Genomic DNA, 21,015 nt, shown 5'->3' with positions numbered 1-21,015 from the left:
GCGCCGGCCCGGCGATGGTCCACTTGATCTGGAGATGCCATGACCGAACACCGCGGCGAGCGCTCGCTCGCCGACCGCCTGCTCAGCGTCCTCCCCTCCCGCCGGAGCGTGCTGGGGGCGGCCGGCCTCGCCCTCGGGGCACGGGTGTTCACGGGGCCCGCCGCCTCGGGCGCGCCGCGCCCGGGGGGAGTGCGCCCCCGCGTACCGGCCGATGACGTGCCCCACGCCAGGACGTGGATGTCCTGGCCGTCGCGGAAGTCGGTGTGGGGGCGGCAGCTGGCCGGCGTACAGGAGGACATCGCGCTGATCGCGCGCACGATCGCCGCGTTCGAGCCCGTGGTGATGTGCGTCCCCGACGACTACAGCGCCCGTGAGGCGCGGAGCCTGTGCGGCCCGCAGGTCGAGGTGACCCCCGCGATCCCCACCGACGACCTGTGGATGCGCGACATCGCCCCGGTCTTCCGCCACGACGGGAACGGCGGACTGGACGCGCTCTGCCTCAACTTCAACGGCTGGGGCGACAAGCAGGTCCACACCGACGACGCCCGCGTCGCCGAGCGCGTCGCCCGCCGCCGGGGCCTGCGGCTCACCTACGCCGACCTGGTCGGCGAGGGCGGAGCGGTGGAGTGCGACGGCGACGGCACGCTGATGGCCACCGAGAGCAGCCTCGTCAACAAGAACCGCAACCGGGGCATGAGCCGGGACGAGATCGGGCACGCCCTCCTCGACGCCTACGGCGCGGACAAGATGATCTGGCTGCCCGGGATCAAGGGCAAGGACATCACCGACGACCACGTCGACGTCACCTCGCGCTTCGTCCGCCCCGGTGTGGTGATGGTCCAGCTGCCGCCCCAGGACCGCGACGACGTGTGGGCGCGCGACGCCCGCGAGCAGTTCGCGATCCTCTCCGCGGCGGTCGACGCGCGCGGCCGGCGCCTCCAGGTGATCCGGGTGGACGGCCCCGACACCGTGCGCTCGCGCAGTTCGGCGTTCGTCGACTCCTACCTGAACTTCCACCTCGTCAACGGCGGCGTGATCACCGCGCAGTTCGGCGACCGCGCCAAGGACGAGGCCGCCCGGCAGGCCCTGGCGGCGGCCTTCCCCGGCCGCGAGGTCGTCCAGCTCGACGTCGACCGCCTGATGGGCGGCGGCGGCGGCATCCACTGCTCGACCATGCACGAGCCGATGCCCTGAGCCCCCGTCCGCACGGACCCGGACGCCGCCGGCGGTGCGCACGGCCCGCCCGGCCGGTCGTACGGCCCGCCCCCTCCCCCTCTCCCCCGCCCACCGGAGGCCCCTGTGTCGATCCCCGCCCTGTCACGCCGCACCATGCTGCGCTCCCTCGCGGGCGCGAGCGTGCTCGCCCTCGGACTGACCGCCTGCTCCGAACCCGACGACCCGGACCGGGAGGGCACCCCGGAGGGCTCCGGCGGGGCGAACGGGCGCCGGCTCGGCGCCGAGTGGGAGAAGCACAACCGGACGTTCATGGCCTGGCCCGCGTCCGAGAACGTGTGGGGCGACCAACTGGCCGACGTGCGCAGGGACATCGCCGGACTCGCCGCCGCCATCGGGGCGCGCGAGCCGGTGGTGCTCATGGCCCGGCCCGGCCAGGAGGAGGCCGCCCAGCAGGCCTGCGGCAACGACGTGGAGGTCGTCCCGCTCGCCGTGGACGACCTGTGGGCCCGGGACACGGCACCCGTCTTCGTCGAGGAGGGCGGCAAGGTCAAGGGCGTCGACTTCAACTTCAGCGGCTGGGGCGGGAAGCAGGAGCACGGCAACGACGCCGAGGTCGCCCGGACCCTGCTGGCGAAGTACGGCATCGACCGGATCGAGACGCCGGTCGTCGCCGAGGGCGGCTCCTTCGAGACCGACGGCCTCGGCACGCTGGTGCTCACCGAGAGCTCCGTGGTCAACTCCAACCGCAACCCCGGCATGAGCCGCGAGCGGGTCGAAGCGGAACTCAAGAAGGCCCTCGGCGTCACCAAGGTCATCTGGCTGGCCGGCGTGAAGGGCAAGGACATCACCGACGCGCACGTCGACTGCCTGATGCGCTTCGTCGCGCCCGGCGTGGTCCTCCTGGACAAGGCCTTCCCGGGTACCCCGGCCGACGTGTGGTCGCGCTCGGCCGACCAGGCGAAGTCCGTCCTCAAGGACGCCGCGGACGCGCGCGGCAAGAAGATCGAGGTGATCGAACTGTCCCAGCCCGACCCCGACCGGATCACGGGCCGCGGCGACGCCTTCGTCTCCTCGTACATGAACTTCTACATCGGCGGGAAGGGCGTCTACCTGCCCCGGTTCGGCGACTCCCGGGCCGACGACCGCGCCCGGCAGATCATGAAGGAGCACTTCCCCGACCGCGAGATCGTCCCCGTGAAGATCGACGCCATCGCATCGGGCGGCGGCGGCATCCACTGCGCCACCCACGACCAGCCCGCGATCGCCGGCTGAGCGGAACCCGCTCAGCCGGCGCCCGCCGGGCGGGTGTCAGTGCCGGGCGTCCGCGCGGGGGCGCTCCAGGGTGAAGGCGTCCACCGGGGTCAGCTCTCCGTAGGGGCCGTCGAAGGTGTAGTACGTGACGTGCATCCGGGTGCGTCCGGTGCCGCGGGTGCCCGGGTCCACGTCGAAGGCGGCGAAGCCGTGGGAGTGGACGCGGTCCTGGACGGCGCGCCAGGGGGCGTCCTCGGTGAGGTAGACCGGCTTGCGGTGGCGGCCCTCGGGCTCCTTGCCGACGTCGACCACGACGCGGGCCTTGGGTTCCTCGAAGAGGTCGTCCTGGGTGGTGGCGAAGTTGCCGCCGCCTCCGATGATCATGTGGACGGTGCCCTGGCCGGTGTCGGCGACATCGGTACGGGTCGAGACCGGGACCGGAGTGCGGGCGTCGTTCGGCAGGGTGCCGCGGACCGGCAGCGAGCGTTCGTAGTAGTGCTCGTGGCCGCAGAGCACCAGGTCCACCCCGTACGCGTCGAAGAGCGGGCCCCACGCCTCGCGGATCCCGAGGTCGCTGCCGCCGCTGCGGTGGCTGGAGACCATCGGATGGTGCATGAAGACGACGATCCAGTCGATGCCGGCACTTCCCCGCGCCGCCTTCAACTCTCTTTCCAGCCAGCGGCGTTGCGCGCCGCCCGAGTATCCGCGGAGATACAGGTCGCCGGTGTCCGCGATCGCCACGTCGTCGTTGGCCAGGCTGATGAAGCGCACCGCGCCGACGGTGAAGGCGTACCAGAGGCCGTGCGTCTCGGGGTCGGCGGCGGGCGTCGGGCCAGGCAGCGTGAAGTAGGTCTGGTAGCCGGTAAGGCCCAGGGGCCCGTTGCCCTTCTCGGTCTCGCCGTTGCCGACGCAGGGCATCCAGGGGCGCAGCCGCGCCGAGCGGCTGTTGCTGATGAACCAGTCGGCCCAGGTCGCGACGCGGTCCTCTCCGATGGCGCCGGCCACGCCCGCGTAGCAGAGGTCGCCGTTGACGAGGTTGAACAGCGGGGCGACCCGCTCGACCGCGGCCACGATGTCGGCGGACGCCTCGGTGCCGCCCTGGGTGCTGGTGTAGAGCGGGAAGGGTCCGAGGGGCGGCGGGGTGTCCTTGGTGGGCCACTTGAGGCTGCGGCGCAGGTTGGGGGTGCCCTGGTCGCCGAAGCTGGTGAAGGTGAACGCGGTCCGGCCGCGCGGCGCCGTGGTGAACGACCCGGTCTCCTGCGCGGCGCCGTCGTGCCCGGCCGAGTACAGGTAGGTGGTGTCCGGCCGCAGCCCGGTGAGGCGCGCGTGGTGGACGTACACCTCCCGCCGGGAGAGCCCGTCGCGGTAGGTGCGGGTCTCGGCGTCGACCGCACGCCCGGCGCCGCCGTCCGGTGACCCGAGATGGACCCGCGGACGCCGGACGGACTGGGGGCTGATCCAGGAGACGGTCATCTCGGTGGCGGGATCGGCACCGAACTGGAGGTGCAGCCCGGCCACCCCCGGCACCCCGATGCGGCTGGGCGTGCGCTGCACCAACGGCGACGCCGCGGCCGCGGGCCGGCCGGCGGCCCCGGCACTCCCCGCACCCCCGACGACGGCGGCGGCGCCGGCCGTCGAGCCGGCCAGTAACGATCTGCGCGGAATCGACATGGAACGCCTTTGTCTCGGAGGGAGTTGATCGTCTGCACCCTAGGCGCGACCGGCGGCTCCACGGTCTTCGGGGAACACTCTTGAACGAAAGTTTCCCGACGCGGCTTCGACCGCCGTACGCCAAGGAGGCGCCCCACCGGACTCCGCCGCCCCCAGCCGCACGCGCCCCTCCCACTTGATTTCATGGACAGGTGTCCAGCTATTCTGGACACCTGTCCATGAAATGACGAGAGGGTGGGGACACGCCGATGGAGACGACCGCGACGGTGCTGGTGGGACTGGTGGCCGCGCTACACGTGTACATCCTGGTGCTGGAGATGTTCCTGTGGCAGCGGCCGCCCGGCCGGAGGCTCTCCGGCTTCGACGCGGACCTCGCCCGCGCCACCGCCCCCCTCGCGGCGAACCAGGGCCTCTACAACGGCTTCCTGGCCGCCGGGCTGATATGGGGGCTGCTCGCCGGGGACCCGACGGGCTTGCGGGTGCGGGTCTTCTTCCTCGGCTGCGTGGTGGTCGCCGGGGTCTACGGCGGCCTCACCGCCAACCGGCGCATCCTGATCGCGCAGGCCCTGCCCGGCGCCCTGGCGCTCGGCGCCGTCCTCCTGGCCGGGTGACCGGCGTGCCGGAGGACCCCCGCACCGAGCGGACCCGGGCCAGGTTGCGCCAGGCCCTGCTGGAGGAGTGCGCGAACCGCCCGCTGGACAAGGTCGGCGTCGCGGCCCTCACGCGCCGGGCCGGCGTCGGCCGGGCCACGTTCTACCTCCACTACGCCGACCTGGAGGCGCTCGCCGTCGACACCTGCGCCGAGATCGTCCGCGAAGCGGTGGACGCCCTGCACGCCTGGCGCGGCGTCCCCGACCCGGCGAGCCCGCCGCCCGCCCTGCTCGACTTCTTCGACCGCCTCCCCCGCCACGCCCGGCTCTACCGGGAACTGCTCCGCCCCGGCGGCGGCGGACCGCTCGGCCACGCCCTCCACCGGGACCTGCGTGCCCGCAGCCGGGCCGAACGCGCCCTGGCCGGCGCGCCGGAGCCCGACCTGGTCGCCTCGGCCGTGGCCTCCGCCTTCGCCGGGGTGCTCGCCGACTGGCTGCACGGCCTCATCGGGGCCACCCCCGCCGAGATCGCCGGACGCGTCTGGCGCCTCCTCATCGGCCTCCACCGCACCCCGCTGGCCTGACCCTTCGTCCCGTGCGGCCCTCAGCCGGGGCCCGGTGCGAGCCGCTCGACCGCGACGAGTGCCGCGTCGTCACCGAGATGGCCGCCCGCGTAGGCCTGCAGGTCCTCGCGCAGACGGCCGAGCAGGGTCGGCGGGTCGTCCCGGGCCCAGGCCGTGAGCCGCTCCACCAGGGGGTAGAAGGCGCGCGAGGGGTCGCGGGCCTCGACCACGCCGTCCGTGTAGAGCAGGAGCACGTCGCCTACGTCGAAGGGGAAGGTCGCCACCGCCACATCGGGGGCGAGCAGGTCCGACAGTCCCAGCGGGGGCCTGGCGTCGGCCGTGTCGAGGGGGATGACGCGCCCCCGCCTCAGGAGCAGCGGCGGCGGGTGCCCGCAGTTCACGAGCCGGACCACCGGCTCGCGGTCGGGGATGTCGAGCACCAGCGCGGTGACGAAGGCCTCGTCCGCGTCGTCGGCCGCCTCCTGCCCGCCGGATCCCGGATCCGGCGCCCCGCGGACCTCCTCCGCCGAGCCGACCCCCGCCTCCAGGTGCCCGATCAGGTCCGGCAGCTCCTGCTCCCGCGCCGTGACCCGGAAGGCGCCCAGGACGAGGGAGGCCTCGCCGATCGCGTCGAGCCCCTTGCCCCTGGCGTCTCCGATCAGCAGCCGGGTCCCGGAGGCCGTACGGGCCGCCGCGTAGAGGTCGCCGCCCATCTGCGCCTCCTCCTCCGCGGCCAGGTAGACCGAGGCGATGTGCAGCGGTCCCGCCCGGTGCGGGAGCGGGCGCAGGACGACGCTCTGGGCGGCCTGGGCGATGGAGCGCAGCCGCGTCATCCTCTTCTCGTCCCGCTCCCGCAGATGGGCGAAGAAGGTGGCGATGACCGAGATCAGGACCAGCGCGATGATCTGGTACGTGTGGTTGAGGTCGGTCAGGCTGGTCCGCACGACCGCCACCATCGACTGGGCGAGGACGGCGACCGCGCCCACGAAAGCCGTCATGCGGGGCCCCTCGAACGACGCCGTCACGGCGGGCGCGGCGATCAGGAACGGCCCCAGGTGGATGTCGGGCGGGGACAGGACGTCCACGACGGTGACGGCCGCGATCAGCGCGAAGGGCACCGCGAGCAGCAGCCGCCCGCCGCGCCGCGAGATGCGGGGCACGCAGGCTCGCCGGCGGGAATCCATGGAAAAGGCATACCGCACGGGACGGGACGTGTCCTGCCGCCGGGCCGACGAGGACGAGCACCACCCGGGCCGCTTCCCCCGCCTCCCGGCCACCCTGCCGTCCCCGGGGGCCTCAGCCGAGGGCGCGGTCGAGGTTGAACGCGGCGCTGATCAGCGAGAGGTGGGTGAAGGCCTGCGGGAAGTTGCCGAGTTGCTCTCCGCTGCGGCCGATCTCCTCCGCGTAGAGGCCGACGTGGTTGGCGTAGGTGAGCATCTTCTCGAAGGCCAGCCGGGCCTCCTCCAGGCGTCCGGCGCGGGTGAGCGCCTCGACGTACCAGAAGGAGCAGATCGAGAAGGTGCCCTCGGCTCCGCGCAGGCCGTCCGGGCTGGCCTGGGGGTCGTAGCGGTAGACCAGCGAGTCGGAGACCAGCTCCGCGGTCAGCGCGTCCAGGGTCGAGAGCCACTTCGGGTCGGTGGGCGAGATGAACTTGGCCATCGGCATCATCAGCACGGACGCGTCGAGGACGTCGTCGCCCAGCCCCTGGACGAAGGCTCCGCGGGCGGCCGACCACCCCTCCCGCATGATCTGCCGGTAGATCGCGTCCCGGCTCCGCTGCCAGCGGGCGAGATCGGCCGGCAGGCCGCGCCGGTTCGCCATGCGGACGGCCCGTTCGATCGCCACCCAGCACATCAGCCGCGAGTAGACGAACTTCCTGCGGCCGCCCCGGGTCTCCCAGACGCCCTCGTCGGGCTGGTCCCAGTGGTCGCAGAGCCAGTCCACGATGGTCCCGACCTCGTCCCAGTGGTCGCTGCTGATCGGCTTCCCCCATTTGTCGTACAGGTAGACGGAGTCGATCAGGGCTCCGTAGATGTCCAGCTGGAGCTGGCCGGTGGCGGCGTTGCCCACCCGCACCGGAGCGGATCCCAGGTGTCCTTCGAGATGGCTCAGCTCGGACTCGGGCAGGTCGGTGCGCCCGTCGATGCCGTACATGATCTGGAGCGGACCGCTGGGGCCGGCCGCCGGCTCGATGCACCGTTCGGACAGGAAGCCCATGAACGCCTCCGCCTCCGAGGTGAAGCCGAGCCGCAGCATGGCGTACACGCAGAAGGCGGCGTCGCGGACCCACACGTACCGGTAGTCCCAGTTGCGCTCGCCGCCGACCCGTTCGGGCAGGCTGGTCGTCGGGGCGGCGACGATCGCGCCGGTCGGCACGTAGGTGAGCAGCTTGAGCGTCAGCGCCGAGCGGTTCACCATCTCCCGCCACCGGCCACGGTAGCGGGAGCGGCCCAGCCAGTCGCGCCAGAAGCGGGCCGTCGCCTCGAACTGCTCCTCGGCCTCGGCGTGCGGGCAGGCCCGCGGACGGACCTCACCGGTGATCCGGTCGAGGGCGAACACCACGGACTCGCCTTCGAGGAGTTTGAAGTGCGCGGACACGTCCGTGCCGTCCGTTTCGAGCGGCGCGGTGGAGGACAGCGCCATCGAGATCGACGGGGTTGCGAAGACGGCCTCGTGGGCCTGCACGCGCACGGTGTGCGTCTCGGCGCCGTAGCCGAAGCGGGGGGCGATCCGCGTCCTGAAGGGCAGGCTGCCCCGCACGCAGACCACCCGCCGGATCAGCCGGTGCCGGGCCCCCTCGCGCGACTCGTCCACGACGGGCATGAAGTCCTGGATCTCCGCCACCCCGTCGGCGGCGTAGAACCGCGTGATCAGCACGTTGGTGTCGGGGAAGTAGAACTGCCGGGTCCGCGCCGGCACGTCGGCGGCCAGCTCCCACGATCCGCCCCGGTCGGCGTCGAGGATGGAGGCGAACACGCTCGGCGCGTCGAAGCGCGGGCAGCAGTACCAGTCGATCGTGCCGTCGGTCCCGACGAGCGCGGCCGTACGGAGGTCGCCGATCAGGCCGTGCTCGGAGATCGGCAGGTAGCGCGAGCCGTCCACTCCCCCGGATCCGTTCCCGAACTCCATGCCGGCCTCCCTACCGATGCCGTGGCAGGTGCGGGGTGCAGAGGGACCTGGTCCTCCATGGTCATGGTAGGTCGGGCAGGGCCGTACCGCTCCGGCGCGCCCCCGCGGCGCCGGGCCGCGCGGCGCCGTCAGCGCCCCGCGGGGTCCCTGTCCCCCTCCCCTCCGGGGAACGGGTCGTCGCCCGCCGCGGCGAGGAGGTCGCGGGCGCGGCGCTCCACCAGGATCGGGAGGTAGGTGCGCACCCGCGCGTACCGCAGCTCGGCGTAGGCGGTGCCGACCGCGCTCTCGACGGTCTCGCGGTCGAGCCCGGCGAAGGCCTTGACGAGCCGGTCGGCCACGCGGGCGAGGGTGGCGGCGTCCTCGGGGTCCTCCGGCATGCGGGACGGCCTCCTTCGCGGGTCCTCGGCGGGTCCTTCGCGGGTCCTTGGCGGTACCTGGATCGCCCCCTCCACTCTGACGCAGCCCGTCCGCGCACGGAAGCCGACCTTCCGCCAACCGCGGCCGGCCGCCCCCGGCGGACGGCCGCCCGGTCCGGGCGAACGCGGCCGCCACTGCGCGATGATGGAAGGAGGGACTCCCCTGGACCGGCCCCCGGCCGCGGCGAACGGCCGGAGGGGCCGTCCGACCCGGAGGCGACATCATGACCGTGTGGATTTCCGGCGGCGGCCGGTACGCGACCGCCGCGGCGCGGCCGGTCCGGCTCGACGAGCCGGACACCGGCCCGGACGACCCGGACCCGAGGTGATGGCGGTGCGCAGCCGTTTCGAGCCCGACCGTCAGCTGACCGCCCGCATGGCGGTCACCATGTTCCTGCTGGGGCTGGTCTACGTGGCGTTCGTCGCCGCGCTGATCGTGCTGCTGAAGTCCACCGTCCTGGTCGTCGTCATCGCCGCCGGACTGCTCGGCGTGCAGTACTGGTACGCGGACCGGATCGCCCTGTACGCCATGCACGGGCAGATCGTCACGCCCGAGGAGCAGCCCGAGCTGCACGGCATCGTCGACCGCCTGTGCGCCACGGCCGACATGCCCAAGCCCCGGGTCGCCGTCTCGCGGATGGACCTGCCCAACGCGTTCGCGACCGGACGCAACGCGGACCACGCCGTGGTGTGCGTCACCACCGGGCTCCAGCGCCGTCTGACCACGGAGGAGCTCGAAGGCGTGCTGGCGCACGAGCTCTCCCACGTCGCGCACCGGGACGTCACCGTCATCACCATCGCCTCGTTCCTGGGCGTGATCGCCGGACTCACCGTCCGCTTCACGTTCTACTCCCAGGCGTTCGGCGGGCGCGGACGCGACCAGAACACCGCCGTCGTCTTCCTGACCGTGATGGCCGTCTCGGCCCTCGTCTACGCGCTCAGCTTCCTGCTGATCCGGGCCTTGTCCCGCTACCGCGAGCTGGCCGCCGACCGCGCCGGGGCCATGCTCACGGGCAAGCCGTCCGCGCTGGCCTCGGCCCTCACCAAGGTCACGGGGGACATCGCCCGCATCCCGACGGAGGACCTGCGCACCGCCCAGGCGTTCAACGCCTTCTTCTTCACCCCCGCGCTCGGACCCGGCACGGCGCTGGCCAACCTGTTCGCCACCCACCCCACCCTGGAACGGCGGCTCGAGGCCCTCGCCGAGGTCGCCGCCGAGCTGGGCGGACCGGGCGGCGGGGAAACCTGAGGAGGAGGGGGGAGCCCATGGGCTTCTGGGACGTGCTGCTCGGGCGGTCCAAGCCGGTCGGACCCGACCTGGACCAGCTGTTCGGCCTGCCCTCGGCCGCCGTCACCCTCCAGGCGGCCGCCGGCTTCGCACCGACCGGAGCGGGCTCGGTCTGCTTCGCCTCCATCGAGGGCGGCGCCTTCACCGGGATCCGCCAGGAGGTACGGGCCCTCCTGGACGCGGACTCCGGACGCGGCGGCGCGCCGGTGGAGTTCAGCCGGGACGGGTACGGATACACGTGGCTGCTCTCCGAGCGGACCCCCGAGGACCTGCCCGCGCTCGTGGGGGACCTGCACGCGGTCAACACCGCGTTGCAGGACGGCGGCTTCGGCCCGCAGCTCCTGTGCTCCCTGGTGTCCTTCCGCGACGCCGAGCTGCGCCCCCTCGCCCTGGTCTACCTCTACAAGCGCGGCACCTTCTACCCCTTCGCCCCGCTGCCCGGCCAGAAGCGGGACAACCCGCTGGAACTCCAGATCAAGGCCGTGGTCAAGGACGACCTGCGCGTCGAGGCCGACGTGAGCCGCTGGTTCCCGCTGTGGGGAGCCCCCGGCCTGTGAACCCGTGACGTCGCAGCCCCTCGCCTCAGGGCCCGTCGGTCACGCGGAGGGGGAATCCGGCGCTGCGGCGGGCCCGGCCGTCGAGGCCGACCGTGAGGAGCTCGTATCCCGGCTGCGACCCGATCCAGGCGTGGGCGTCGGCGCCCAGCACCACCGCCGCCGTGGCCCAGCAGTCCGCCCAGGTCAGGTCCGGGCCGGTGACGGTGGCGGCGAGCAGGCGGTGGGCGGGGCGGCCGGTGCGGGGGTCGAGGACGTGGGGGCCGCGCTCGGCGCCGCCGGAGGTGGCCACCGCGAAGTCCCGCCCCTCGACGGTGGTGAGCACGCCGCCCGGCCGGCAGGGGTCGGCGAGGGCCACGCGCCAGGGGCGGCCCGGGGCCGGCTCGCCGCCGAGGCGGATGTCGCCTCCCCCGTTGACGAGGCTGTTCGGTGCTCCGGCGGCGCGCAGGATGCCGTACGCCTGCTCGGCCGCCCAGCCCTTGACGAGCCCCGAGGGGTCCAGGCGGCCGCCGGCGCGGGCGGAGAAGCGCCCCCGGCTGGCGGTTTCCGCCCGCTCGCACATGCTCAGGACCCGGTCGACCTCCGGCGGGGCGTCGCGGACGTTCATCGATCCGTCGCCGATGCGGCTGACGGCGCTGTCGGGGCGGTAGGTGGAGAAGACCCGGTCCACGTGGTGCAGCCAGGCGACCGCCTCCCGCAGCGCGGCCCGGTTCGCCCGGGTGGGAGGGTGGCGCAGGTCGAAGGAGAAGACCGTGCCCATGACGTGTTCGGTGTGGCGCAGGCGCTGGGGCGGGCCGGGCGGGTCCTCAGCCACGGGCCCGGTCCAGGGCGCTCTGGAGGGAGCGGACGTACCCCTCGCTGGTGTAGGTGGCGCCGGAGACCGCGTCGATGTCCGCGCTCTGGGCGCCGATGGCCTCGTCGGTGAGACGGGGGACGGCGTAGGTGGCGATCGTGCGGTCGCGCCGGTTCTCCGAGGGCACCTGGAGCACCTCGACGGCCGTCAGCCGGCCCCCGCTCAGGGTGACGGCGACCTGCACGGGACCGTAGCGCGTGTCGATCACGGATCCGGTGAAGGTGCCCGTGCGGTTCGCCCCGGCGGACCCGGGCGTCGGGCCGGACGCCGCGCCGGAGGCCGGGTCCGTGCCCGGCGACGGGCGCGCGGAGACGGCGGGACGCTCGCCGTGGTGCGGCTTGAGCGCGAGCAGCGAGACGATGCCGGTCACGGTTGCCGTGGTGGTGAGGGCCATGCGGCGCACGGGGGCTCCTGGGAGGGCGGGGCGGGCGGGGGCGGATCTCACAGGGCGAAGGACTCCTGGTGGACGCGTCGCGGGTCGACGCCCGCCTCGCGCAGGGCGGTTCCGGCCGCGGCGGTCATGCCCGGCGGCCCGCACAGGTAGACCTCGCGCCGGCCGAGGTCCGGGACGAGGGCCGTGAGGCCGCAGGCGGTGAGGGGCAGGGCGTGTCCGGCGGGTTCGTCCACCGAGTAGTACACGCGGGCGCCGCGCCGGGCGGCGATGGCGTCCAGCTCGCCGCGCAGGACCAGATCGGCCGGGGTGCGCGCCCAGTGGACGAGGATCAGGTCTCCGGGCATGGTCTCGAACAGGGCGCGCAGCGGGGTGATCCCGATGCCTCCCGCCAGCAGCAGGGCGCTGCCGGGCCGGGCGTTGCGGGCGACGAGGGCCCCGTACGGGCCCTCGGCCCACACCCGTGTCCCGGGACGGAGCCGTGCCAGGGCGGCGCTGTGGCCCCCGAGCGCCTTCACCGTGATGCGCAGGAACCGCGGGTGTGCCGGTGCGGACAGCGAGTACGGATTCGCCGTCCACCACAGGCCCGGGGCGAGGAAGCGCCAGCGCAGGAACTGCCCCGGGAGGGCTGCGAGCTCGTCGAGGCGGTCCCCGGTGACGAGCACGGAGACCACCCCCGGGCCCTCGGGCCGGACCTCCGCGACGGTGAGCCGGTGCCGGAGCGCGGACCGCAGCGGGACGAGGAAGCGGAACCAGAGCACGAGGGCTGCGGCCGACAGGTACATGGCGTACCAGAGGGCCTGGGCAGCGCGGTTGCCGACGAAGTCGGCCCCGTCGGCGAGCTGGTGGCCGAAGGCGAGGAAGACCGCCGCGTAGGTGGCCAGGTGCAGGAGCTGCCAGGTCTCGTACGAGAGCCGGCGCCTGGCCGCGCGGGCCGAGACCACGGCGGTGAGGACGAAGAGGAACCAGGCCGCCGTGGCCTTGAGCATCTCCGGGTAGTGCAGGACCAGGCGGCCGGTCTGGTCGAGCACGCCGGTGTGGCCGGTGAGCGCGTAGCCCCAGACGGTCAGCAGGGTGTGGGCGAGGACCAGCGAGATCGCGTACCGGCCGCCGGCCGCGTGCCAGCGGGCCAGGCGGTCGCTGCCGGCCGTGCGGTCCAGCCAGGGGACACGGGCCATCAGGACGACGATGACGGCGCAGGCGTAGCCGGCGAGCAGGCCCGTGATCCGGCCCGCGCCGGTCAGCCAGCCGGCGGCGCCGACCACGGCGGTGGTGTCGGCCCACCACAGGCCGAGCACGGCGGCGGCGCCGGCCCAGCCGAGCACGTGCAGGCCCGCCGGCAGGAGCCGGGGGGCGAGCGGCGGGCCGACGGCACCGCGCGTCGGCGTCCGGGTCGCGTCGAAGCCGGAGTGGGCGGCCACGGCGTCTCCTCTTCTGTCGGGGCCCGCCGCCGTCGTGGACGGGAGCGGTCGGTGGGGCGGCTCCCACCGTGGCGGAGGTTCCTCTGAGAAGCCTTTGAAGGGGCCCGTTCCGAGGTGATTCAGAGGAAACTCAAAGGTGGGGCCCCTGCGGCGGGCCGCCGCCATCGGCGATGCTGGACGGACCATGCACCCTCCCTCCCCTTCCTCCCCACCTGCCCCTCCCGCCTCTTCCTCCCTGCCCTCCCCGCTCCTGCGGCCCGACGGCGCCCCGGTCCGCGTCCTCGTCGTCGACGACGAACCGGACCTCACCGACGTGCTCGGCGCCGCCCTGCGCGCGGAGGGCTGGGACGTCCGTACCGAGGGAGACGCTGCGGGCGCCCTGGCCTGCGCGGAGCGGTTCGAGCCGGATCTCGTCGTACTGGACTGGATGCTCCCCGACCTGGACGGCCTGTCCGTGATGCGCGCGCTGCGCACGCGCCGCCCCGGGGTGTGCGTGCTGTTCCTGACGGCGCGGGACGCGGTCGAGGACCGCATCGCGGGCATCACGGCGGGCGGCGACGACTACGTCACCAAGCCGTTCAGCCTGGAGGAGGTCCTGGCGCGGCTGCGGGGGCTGATGCGGCGGGCCGGCATGGCGCGCGGTGAGCAGAGCCCCCGTCTGGTGGTGGGCGACCTGGTCATGGACGAGGAAGCCCGGGAGGTCACGCGGGGAGGGAAGGCCGTCGAGCTGTCCCGCACCGAGTTCGAGCTGCTGCGGTTCCTGATGCGCAACCCCCGCCGAGTGCTGTCCAAGGAGCGGATCCTGGACCGGGTGTGGTCCTACGACTTCGGCGGCCGCGCGCACGTGGTCGAGCTGTACATCAGCTACCTCCGCAAGAAGATCGACGCGGGTCGCCCCCCGATGATCCACACGGTCCGCGGGGTGGGCTACGTGCTGAAGCCGGAGCAGCGGTGACCCGCCTCCGGCTCCGCCCGCCACGCTCCCTGCGCGCCCGGCTGACGGTGGGACTGGTGGTGCTCCTGGGTCTGGCGTGCGCGGCCGTCGGGACGGTCACCGCCCTCGCGCTGCACGGATTCCTCATCGGCCGGGTCGACCAGCAGCTCACCGCGAGCGGGGGCCGGTTCGCGGCCAGCCTGGAACACGAGGCCGAACCCGACGCCGACAACCGCCCCGACACCCGGGGCCAGGCGGCGGGGACCTTCGGCGCGCGCCTGCTGGGCGGCCGGGTGACGCAGGCCGCCGTCGTGGACGACACCAGCCAGCGGTCCGTCCCCCTCGGCACGGCCGACGTCCGTACCCTGAACGCGGTGCGGCCCGATGGCAGGGGGTACAGCCTGCGCCTGTCGGCCCTCGGCCGCTACCGGGTCCTCGCCGCTCCGGGCGACGACGGCGACGTCCTGATCACCGGGCTGCCCCTGCGTCCCGTCGAGGAGACCGTCCACCGCCTGGAGGCGGTGGAGGCCGTGGTCTTCAGCGCCGCCCTCGTCACGGCCGGGTGCGCCGCCGCGCTGTGGGTCCGCTTCTCCCTGCGCCCCCTCGAACAGGTCGCCCGGACCGCCACCGAGGTCACCCGGCTGCCGCTCGCGACCGGTGAGGTGGAGATGCCCGGTCCCGTTCCGCACGCCGATCCGGACACCGAGGTCGGCCGGGTGGCCACCGCCCTGAACCGCATGCTCGGCCACGTCGGCGACGCCCTGACGCGCCGCCACGTCAGCGAGGAGCGGCTGCGGGGCTTCGCCGCCGACGCCGGCCACGAGCTGCGCACCCCCGTGGCGACGGTGCGGGCCCACACCGAGCTGGCGCTGCGCCACGGGGGGCCGGTGCCCGACGAGGTGCGCCACGCCCTGCGCCGGGTGGCCGCGGAATCGCAGCGGATGAGCACCCTGGTCGACGACCTGCTCCTACTCGCCCGCCTCGACGCCGGCCGCCCGCTGGAGCGGCAGCCGGTCGACCTGACCCGCGTCGTGCTCGACGTGCTCGACGACGCCCACGCGCTCTCCCCCGGCCACCGCTGGGAACTGGACCTGCCGGAGGACCCCGTGGTCGTGCCGGGAGATCCCCACCGGCTGCACCAGGTCGTCGCCAACCTCCTGGCCAACGCCCGCCTCCACACCCCCGCGGGCACCCACATCACCGTCGCCCTGTCCGCCGACTCGCGTCGGGCCGGACTCACGGTGACCGACGACGGACCCGGCATCCCCCCGGAGCTGCTGCCCGACGTCTTCCGGCGCTTCTCCCGGGGCGCCACCGGCCGCTCCCGCCACACCGGATCCACCGGCCTCGGGCTGTCCATCGTCGAGGCCATCACCCACGCGCACGGCGGCACCGTCACGGCCGAGAGCCGCCCCGGGCTCACCCGGTTCCGGCTGCTCCTGCCCGCCGGGCCGCTCCCTGCGGCCGACGGGGCGGACGGCCCGGACGGCCCGGACGGGGCCGGGGCCGGGGCCGACGACAGCGGGCCGAACCGCTGAGCGGATGCCGCGCATCCCGGGGAAGCGGGGTCCGCTTGGGCCGGTCAGTCCGGCAACGGGGCCGTTCGGCCCTCGATCGGCCGGCCGGCACCGGTGGATGGTGGAGGGGACGCGGCGCCGCCCGGCTCTCCCGGCCGTCGCGTCGCGGACGGTCACTTCGCGGAGGAACGCCATGCACCACCTGCGCACCGCCGGCGGCGTCGGCCGCGGCTCCCGCCCGGGCGCCCGCCCGCGCCCGGCCGCGGACATCAGCACCGGGTTCCGGGGAACGGCGGCCGGGCGCAGGCCCGCCCCTCCCCCGGATCGGTGCCCGCCCGGGGACGGGCCGTCATGAGGCACCGCAGCGTCGCCGACCTGATGACACCCGGTGCCGTCACGGTCCGCGGCTCCACGGCGTTCAAGGAGATCGCACGGCTCCTCCAGGAGTTCGACATCACCGCCGTGCCCGTCGTCGACGACACCGGGCGCCCCGTGGGCGTCGTCTCGGAGGCGGACCTGCTCCGCAGGCGCGGTGCGGGCGGCACGCCCACCGCCCAGGGCCTCATGACGAGCCCGGCCGTCACCGCCCGCCCCGAGTGGAGCGTGGTCCGGGCGGCCCGTGTGATGGAGCGGAGCGGCGTCAAACGCCTGCCGGTCGTCGACGCGGACGGCCGGGTCGTCGGCGTGCTCAGCCGCAGCGACCTCGTCCGGCTGTTCCTCCGCCGCGACCACGCCATCCGGGAGGAGGTCGTGGAGGACGTCCTCACGCAGACCCTGCGCCTCGCCCCCTCCTCGATCACCGTCGCCGTGGACGACGGGCGGGTGACGCTCAGCGGGACGGTGTCACGGCCCGAGCTGCTGCCCGCGGTGGTGCGGCTCTGCCAGAGCGTCGACGGAGTGGTGGACGTCGACAGCAGGCTGACCGTGTCCCGGCCCGCCACTGCCGACCGCCTGTGAGGAAGGAGCCGGACGATGAACGTGTCCGCGTCCATGTCCGCGCCCGCGGTGTCCGTGACCGCCACGACGACCATCGGCGAGGCGGCCCGGGTGATGGACGCCCGGGGCGTCGGCTGCCTGGTCGTGACGGAGGGCGAGGCCCTGCTCGGCGTCGTCACCGACCGCGACATCGCGGTCCGTGCCATGGCCCCGGGACTCGACCGCGACGAGCCGGTACGGGAGGTCATGAGCACCCCGGCCGTGACGATCGACGGGGCCGACGACATCCACGCCGCCTACCGGACGTTCCGCACCAGCGGCCTGCGGCGCCTCCCCGTCCTCGACGGGCAGCGCCTGGTGGGCATGCTGACGGTGGACGACCTGCTGATGGACGTCTTCCGCCGGGTGGCGGACCTGCTCGGCCCGGTCTCGTGCAGCGTCCTCGAGGAGCCCGTCGGCCCCCGGCCGGACGTGCTCCCCTCCACGGGGGCCGTGCGATGAAGGCGGCCGGGGCTACGGTCCTCACCCTGACGATGAGTCCCACCGTCGACCTCTGCTGGGAGGTCGGGCACCTGGAGGAGGTCGGCAAGAACCGCGCCCGGGTCAGGTCGGTGGCCGCCGGGGGCGGAGGGATCAACGTCGCCCGCCACGTCGTGCGGTTCGGCGGACGGGCCACCGCCGTCCACACCGCCGGAGGCGAGGTCGGCCTTCGCCTGAACCGGCTGCTGGACGAAGAGGGCGTCGACCACGTCGCCGTCGGCATCGGCGGCGACACCCGCGAGGCACTCGTGCTCTTCGAGGCCGGACCGCGCCGCAGCTACCACGTCGTGCCGCCCGGCCCGCGCCTGGACGAACGCGAGGCGCGGCGGTGCCTGGACGTGCTGGAGCGGGCCGCCGCCGGGTGCCCGTACGTCGTGGCCAGCGGGAGTCTGCCCGGCGGCCTGCCCGACGACTTCTACGGGGCCGTCGCCCGCCGCGTCGAGGGGGCCGGGTCCCGGCTGGTCCTGGACACCTCCGGACCGGCGCTGCGCGGAGCGCTGGCGCACGGGGTGTTCCTGCTCAGGTGCAACCGGACGGAGGCCGAGAGCCTGGCCGACCGGCCCGTCATCGGCTTCGACGACGCCGAGGCGCTGAACGAGCGGCTGCTCTCCACCGGGGCCGCGGAGGTCGCCGTCACCACCCTCGGAGCGCTGGGCGCGCTCTGCTCGACCGGCCGGGGCCACACCGAGCTCTACGCGCCGCCGCTGCCGGGCGAGCCCCTGAGCGACGCCGGGGCGGGGGACAGCATGGTCGCCGCCCTGGTCACCGGGCTGATCGCCGGGGAGGATCCGGTCGGCGCCTGCGCGCTGGGGGTGGCCACCGCCGCCGCGGCGATGCTGACCCCCAGCACGGAGTCCTTCGACGTGGACGTGGCCCGGTCCCTGCGCCCCCTGGTGAGGACCAGGCTCCGGACGGGCGCACGGCACCGGGGCGCGTGAGCCGGCGCGCCCCCGGCGGGCGGACTCAGCGGCGCCGGAACCGGTACAGGCCCGCCGCGGCCGCGGCCAGGACCGCGAGGAGGGCGGCCGCCGGCCACCCGTAGCCGGTGCGGGACGGCGCGGGGGGCCTGGGGGCGGCGACCGGCGGCCCGGCGGTCCGCACGGGCCTGACCGGCGGTGGCCGGAGCGATCCGACCGGGTCCACCCGTCCGGCGGCGGCGAATCCCCAGTCCAGCAGGGCCCGGGTCTCCTCGTACACCGCGAAGGCGCCGCCCCGCTGGGGGTTCATGACGGTGGCCAGGAGGGTGCGGCCGTCGCGCCGTGCCGCCGTGACCAGGGTGTACCCGGCGTCGGAGGTGTAGCCGTTCTTGACGCCGATGATGCCCGGGTAGCGGCCCACGCCGTCCTCGCCGGTCAGCAGCCGGTTGGTGTTCTCGATGCCGTACGTCCAGGTGGGCCGGCCCTCGGCGTCCGTGTCCCCGGGGAACGGGGCGTCGGCGAGGGCCGCATAGCGGGCGAAGTCGGGGTCGGTGAGCCCGGCGCGGCCGAAGACGGCGAGGTCGTAGGCGGAGGACACCTGGCCTTCCGCGTCGTAGCCGTCCGGGGAGACGACATGGGTGTCGGCGGCCCCCAGGGCGCGGGCCCGGGCCTGCATCTGGGCCGCCGTCTGCGACCAGCCCCCGTTCATGGCGGCGAGGACGTGGACGGCGTCGTTGCCGGAGCTGAGGAAGACGCCCCGCCACAGGTCCGCGATCCGGTACGTGCGGCCGGCGTCGAGGCCGACCAGGCTGCTGCCCTCGCCGACGTCGTCGAGTTCGGCGTCGGTGACGGTGTGGATGCCGTTGCGCGGCAGCCGGGGCAGGGCCGTGAGGGCGAAGAGGGTCTTCATGGTGCTGGCGGGGGGCAGGCCCAGGTGGGCGTTGTGGGCGGCGAGCACCTCACCGCTGCCGGCATCGGCCACCAGCCAGGACAGGGCGGAGAGGTCGTCGGGCAGGTCGGGGGCGCCCTGGCGGGGCCGCAGGTGGACCCCGGGGCGGTGCAGCAGGGCCGGATCCGGCGGGGCCTGCGCCCGCGGCGGGGCGGGCTCGGCCCGGGCCGCCGCACCGGCGGGCGGCGGCCCGAGGACGACGCTCGCACCGGCGGCCAGGACGGCCGCCCGGGACAGGAGCCTGCGCACTGACGGACTGAGGGTCATCCGGTCACGGTAGGGAGACTGGAGCGCGTCGGCAGCCGGACTTCGGCCGACCGGCGTAGTGGCGCCCTCCCGCCGGCGCGCGGCGACGGACCGTCAGACGGCGTCGGCCCGCCTCAGGTGCAGGACGCCGTCGGGCAGCCGGGCCGTGCCGGCGGCCCGGCTGGGCGGACGGGCCGTGGGCAGGGGTTCGAGGCGCTCGCAGCGCCAGCCCGCGTGCTCGAAGGCGCCGAGGTCGGGGAGGCCGTGCAGGGTCAGGGCCGTTCCGGCGGCGCGGGCGGCGGCGGTGAGGGTGCGTGCGGAGGCCGGGGAGAGGACGTCGCAGATCCACGCGCCGCCGGCACCGGTCGTGTCGGCCGCCGCGCCCGCGAGGGCGCGGACCTGGCCCTCGGTGAGGTAGGTGAGCAGCCCCTCGGCCAGCAGGAGGGTCCTGCGGCCCGCCGTGCGGGGCCGCAGGAGCCCGGCGAGGGCGGTGGGGTCGCGCAGGTCGCAGCGCAGTCGTTCCACCGGGACGGGTGCCGTCGCGGCGGGCAGCAGGCGGTCCTTGAGGTCGAGGACGGGGGCGCAGTCGACCTCGACCACCCGGCAGGAGCCGGGCCAGTCCAGGCGGTGGGTCCGGGCGTCGAACCCGGCGCCGAGGTTGACGCAGACGTCCCAGGGGCCCTCCCGCAACAGCCCGGACAGCAGGCGGTCGATCAGGAGGGTGCGGGCGATGACGACGGAGGTCCCCGCGGTGTGCCGGGTGACGCGGGCGACGGAGTCGGGGCAGTGGCGGGCGAAGCGGTCGGCGAAGGGGTCGCGCAGCACGCCGTGCGGCTCGGCCGTCGCGCGGGCCCGGGCCAGCGCGGTGAGGTAGGCGGTGTCGGGCACCTCCCCGGCGGGCGGCGGGTGGGCGGCCGGCACCGCTACTCCCACCGGAACAGGCGGGCGGCGGCCGCCGTCCCCAGGACGACCACGCCGGCGAGGACGCCCAGGTCGAGGGCGACGTCGGCGGCGCCGTCCAGCCAGGCGTGCTGGAGCAGCTCGACCGCGTAGGTCGCCGGCAGTGCGGCGCTGATGGTCTTCATCGCGTCCGGGAAGATCTGCAGGGGGATGGTCGCCCCCGACAGGAAGATCATGGGGAAGTAGACCAGGTTGGCGATGGCCACCGCCGACCGCTCGGACCGGGCGACCGCCGCCACCACTCCCCCGAGCGCGTACATGGCGAGGGCGCACAGCAGCAGGGCCCCGACCGTCGCGGCCGCCGCCGCGGGGGTGGCCGGCAGGTGGAGGTCGAAGAACAGGTACCCGGCGGCGACCAGCAGCAGGGCTCCGAGCAGGGTCAGCGCGAGGTTCACCAGGCCCTGGGCGACGAGGAAGGCGGACGCGTCGACCGGCGTCGCGCGGAAGCGCTTGAGGACCTTGCGGTCGCGGTACTCGGCGAGGCCGAGCGGGAAGCTCATCAGCCCGGTGACGGCGACGACCAGGACCAGGTAGGCGGGCACCGACATGTCCACCGTCCCGCGGCCGCCGAACTGCGCGGACGGCTCGTTGCCGTAGATCCCGCCGAACATGCAGAGCATCAGCACCGGGAAGGCGAGGGCGAAGAAGACCGGGGCGAAGTTCCGCCGCATCCGCCGCCACTCGAACCGTACGATCGGCCACAGCGTCGACAT

The 21,015-nt window shown here is 74.7% G+C and carries 21 protein-coding genes; 11 read left to right on the top strand and 10 right to left on the bottom strand.

Annotated features, from left to right (window positions below; all coding sequences use genetic code 11):
- Window positions 1–39 precede the first annotated feature (39 nt).
- Window positions 40–1,194 carry an agmatine/peptidylarginine deiminase gene (locus ACIRBY_RS33550; protein WP_403907850.1) on the top strand — a complete coding sequence of 385 codons (1,155 nt, stop codon included), beginning with the start codon at window positions 40–42 and terminating at the stop codon, window positions 1,192–1,194.
- A gap of 135 nt (window positions 1,195–1,329) precedes the next feature.
- Window positions 1,330–2,448 carry an agmatine/peptidylarginine deiminase gene (locus ACIRBY_RS33545; RefSeq protein WP_403907903.1) on the top strand — a complete coding sequence of 373 codons (1,119 nt, stop codon included), beginning with the start codon at window positions 1,330–1,332 and terminating at the stop codon, window positions 2,446–2,448.
- Window positions 2,449–2,484: 36 nt separating this feature from the next.
- On the opposite strand, the gene ACIRBY_RS33540 is transcribed toward ACIRBY_RS33545, so the two are convergent.
- Entirely contained in the window at window positions 2,485–3,981 is a 1,497-nt protein-coding gene (locus ACIRBY_RS33540; protein ID WP_403907848.1) for a purple acid phosphatase family protein, read from the bottom strand.
- 365 nt (window positions 3,982–4,346) lie between these two features.
- On the opposite strand from ACIRBY_RS33540, the gene ACIRBY_RS33535 reads away from it, so the two are divergent.
- Window positions 4,347–4,709, top strand: a complete 363-nt coding sequence (locus tag ACIRBY_RS33535) for a DUF1304 domain-containing protein (protein ID WP_403907846.1) — start codon at window positions 4,347–4,349, stop codon at window positions 4,707–4,709.
- 5 nt (window positions 4,710–4,714) lie between these two features.
- Window positions 4,715–5,272, top strand: a complete 558-nt coding sequence (locus tag ACIRBY_RS33530; protein WP_403907844.1) for a TetR/AcrR family transcriptional regulator — start codon at window positions 4,715–4,717, stop codon at window positions 5,270–5,272.
- 20 nt (window positions 5,273–5,292) lie between these two features.
- Here ACIRBY_RS33530 and ACIRBY_RS33525 read toward each other — a convergent pair whose 3' ends face one another.
- From ACIRBY_RS33525 to ACIRBY_RS33515, 3 genes are all read right to left on the bottom strand, one after another.
- Window positions 5,293–6,435 carry a PP2C family protein-serine/threonine phosphatase gene (locus ACIRBY_RS33525; RefSeq protein ID WP_403907842.1) on the bottom strand — a complete coding sequence of 381 codons (1,143 nt, stop codon included), beginning with the start codon at window positions 6,433–6,435 and terminating at the stop codon, window positions 5,293–5,295.
- Window positions 6,436–6,547: 112 nt separating this feature from the next.
- The gene (locus ACIRBY_RS33520) at window positions 6,548–8,380 is read right to left on the bottom strand and encodes a glycoside hydrolase family 15 protein (RefSeq protein WP_403907840.1); all 1,833 of its coding nucleotides are present in this window, start codon (window positions 8,378–8,380) and stop codon (window positions 6,548–6,550) included.
- A 128-nt stretch (window positions 8,381–8,508) separates the two neighbouring features.
- A complete protein-coding gene (locus ACIRBY_RS33515; RefSeq protein WP_403907838.1) occupies window positions 8,509–8,757 on the bottom strand; it encodes a three-helix bundle dimerization domain-containing protein in 249 nt (82 codons plus the stop codon).
- Window positions 8,758–9,130: 373 nt separating this feature from the next.
- On the opposite strand from ACIRBY_RS33515, the gene htpX reads away from it, so the two are divergent.
- Window positions 9,131–10,045: a zinc metalloprotease HtpX gene (htpX, locus tag ACIRBY_RS33510; protein WP_403907836.1), complete on the top strand. Its 915-nt coding sequence runs from the start codon at window positions 9,131–9,133 to the stop codon at window positions 10,043–10,045.
- 17 nt (window positions 10,046–10,062) lie between these two features.
- Entirely contained in the window at window positions 10,063–10,641 is a 579-nt protein-coding gene (locus ACIRBY_RS33505) for a hypothetical protein (RefSeq protein ID WP_403907834.1), read from the top strand.
- A gap of 25 nt (window positions 10,642–10,666) precedes the next feature.
- On the opposite strand, the gene ACIRBY_RS33500 is transcribed toward ACIRBY_RS33505, so the two are convergent.
- Genes ACIRBY_RS33500 through ACIRBY_RS33490 form a run of 3 tightly spaced genes read right to left on the bottom strand, consistent with a single transcriptional unit; the run spans window position 10,667 to window position 13,303 of the window.
- Window positions 10,667–11,452 carry an FAD:protein FMN transferase gene (locus ACIRBY_RS33500; protein WP_403907832.1) on the bottom strand — a complete coding sequence of 262 codons (786 nt, stop codon included), beginning with the start codon at window positions 11,450–11,452 and terminating at the stop codon, window positions 10,667–10,669.
- The gene (locus ACIRBY_RS33495) at window positions 11,445–11,885 is read right to left on the bottom strand and encodes an FMN-binding protein (RefSeq protein WP_403907901.1); all 441 of its coding nucleotides are present in this window, start codon (window positions 11,883–11,885) and stop codon (window positions 11,445–11,447) included. Before ACIRBY_RS33495 ends, ACIRBY_RS33500 begins: the two co-directional genes overlap by 8 nt.
- A 47-nt stretch (window positions 11,886–11,932) precedes the next feature.
- The gene (locus ACIRBY_RS33490) at window positions 11,933–13,303 is read right to left on the bottom strand and encodes a ferric reductase-like transmembrane domain-containing protein (RefSeq protein ID WP_403907830.1); all 1,371 of its coding nucleotides are present in this window, start codon (window positions 13,301–13,303) and stop codon (window positions 11,933–11,935) included.
- 184 nt (window positions 13,304–13,487) lie between these two features.
- Between ACIRBY_RS33490 and ACIRBY_RS33485 the strand changes: the two genes are divergently transcribed.
- The 5 genes from ACIRBY_RS33485 to ACIRBY_RS33465 all read left to right on the top strand — a co-directional run bounded on the left by ACIRBY_RS33485 (window position 13,488) and on the right by ACIRBY_RS33465 (window position 18,168).
- The gene (locus tag ACIRBY_RS33485) at window positions 13,488–14,258 is read left to right on the top strand and encodes a response regulator transcription factor (RefSeq protein WP_403907828.1); all 771 of its coding nucleotides are present in this window, start codon (window positions 13,488–13,490) and stop codon (window positions 14,256–14,258) included.
- Window positions 14,255–15,775: a sensor histidine kinase gene (locus ACIRBY_RS33480; protein ID WP_403907826.1), complete on the top strand. Its 1,521-nt coding sequence runs from the start codon at window positions 14,255–14,257 to the stop codon at window positions 15,773–15,775. Before ACIRBY_RS33485 ends, ACIRBY_RS33480 begins: the two co-directional genes overlap by 4 nt.
- Before the next feature lie 330 nt (window positions 15,776–16,105).
- Window positions 16,106–16,711, top strand: a complete 606-nt coding sequence (locus ACIRBY_RS33475) for a CBS domain-containing protein (RefSeq protein WP_403907824.1) — start codon at window positions 16,106–16,108, stop codon at window positions 16,709–16,711.
- Between the two features lie 15 nt (window positions 16,712–16,726).
- Window positions 16,727–17,191, top strand: coding sequence for a CBS domain-containing protein (locus tag ACIRBY_RS33470; RefSeq protein WP_403907822.1), 465 nt, complete (start codon window positions 16,727–16,729; stop codon window positions 17,189–17,191).
- Window positions 17,192–17,223: 32 nt separating this feature from the next.
- On the top strand, window positions 17,224–18,168 hold the full coding sequence (locus tag ACIRBY_RS33465; RefSeq protein WP_403907820.1) for a 1-phosphofructokinase family hexose kinase: 945 nt from the start codon (window positions 17,224–17,226) through the stop codon (window positions 18,166–18,168).
- 25 nt (window positions 18,169–18,193) lie between these two features.
- Here ACIRBY_RS33465 and ACIRBY_RS33460 read toward each other — a convergent pair whose 3' ends face one another.
- The 3 genes from ACIRBY_RS33460 to ACIRBY_RS33450 all read right to left on the bottom strand — a co-directional run bounded on the left by ACIRBY_RS33460 (window position 18,194) and on the right by ACIRBY_RS33450 (window position 21,015).
- On the bottom strand, window positions 18,194–19,363 hold the full coding sequence (locus ACIRBY_RS33460) for a D-alanyl-D-alanine carboxypeptidase family protein (RefSeq protein ID WP_403907818.1): 1,170 nt from the start codon (window positions 19,361–19,363) through the stop codon (window positions 18,194–18,196).
- 93 nt (window positions 19,364–19,456) lie between these two features.
- Window positions 19,457–20,263: a class I SAM-dependent methyltransferase gene (locus ACIRBY_RS33455; RefSeq protein ID WP_403907816.1), complete on the bottom strand. Its 807-nt coding sequence runs from the start codon at window positions 20,261–20,263 to the stop codon at window positions 19,457–19,459.
- Between the two features lie 2 nt (window positions 20,264–20,265).
- Window positions 20,266–21,015, bottom strand: a complete 750-nt coding sequence (locus tag ACIRBY_RS33450; RefSeq protein ID WP_403907814.1) for an ABC transporter permease — start codon at window positions 21,013–21,015, stop codon at window positions 20,266–20,268.

The organism is Streptomyces sp. NPDC096136, from assembly GCF_044763325.1.
In the GTDB taxonomy this organism is placed as follows: Bacteria; Actinomycetota; Actinomycetes; order Streptomycetales; family Streptomycetaceae; genus Streptomyces.
The sequence above is the reverse complement of the archived record's forward strand: the minus strand, read 5'-3'. Positions and strand labels throughout refer to the sequence as shown.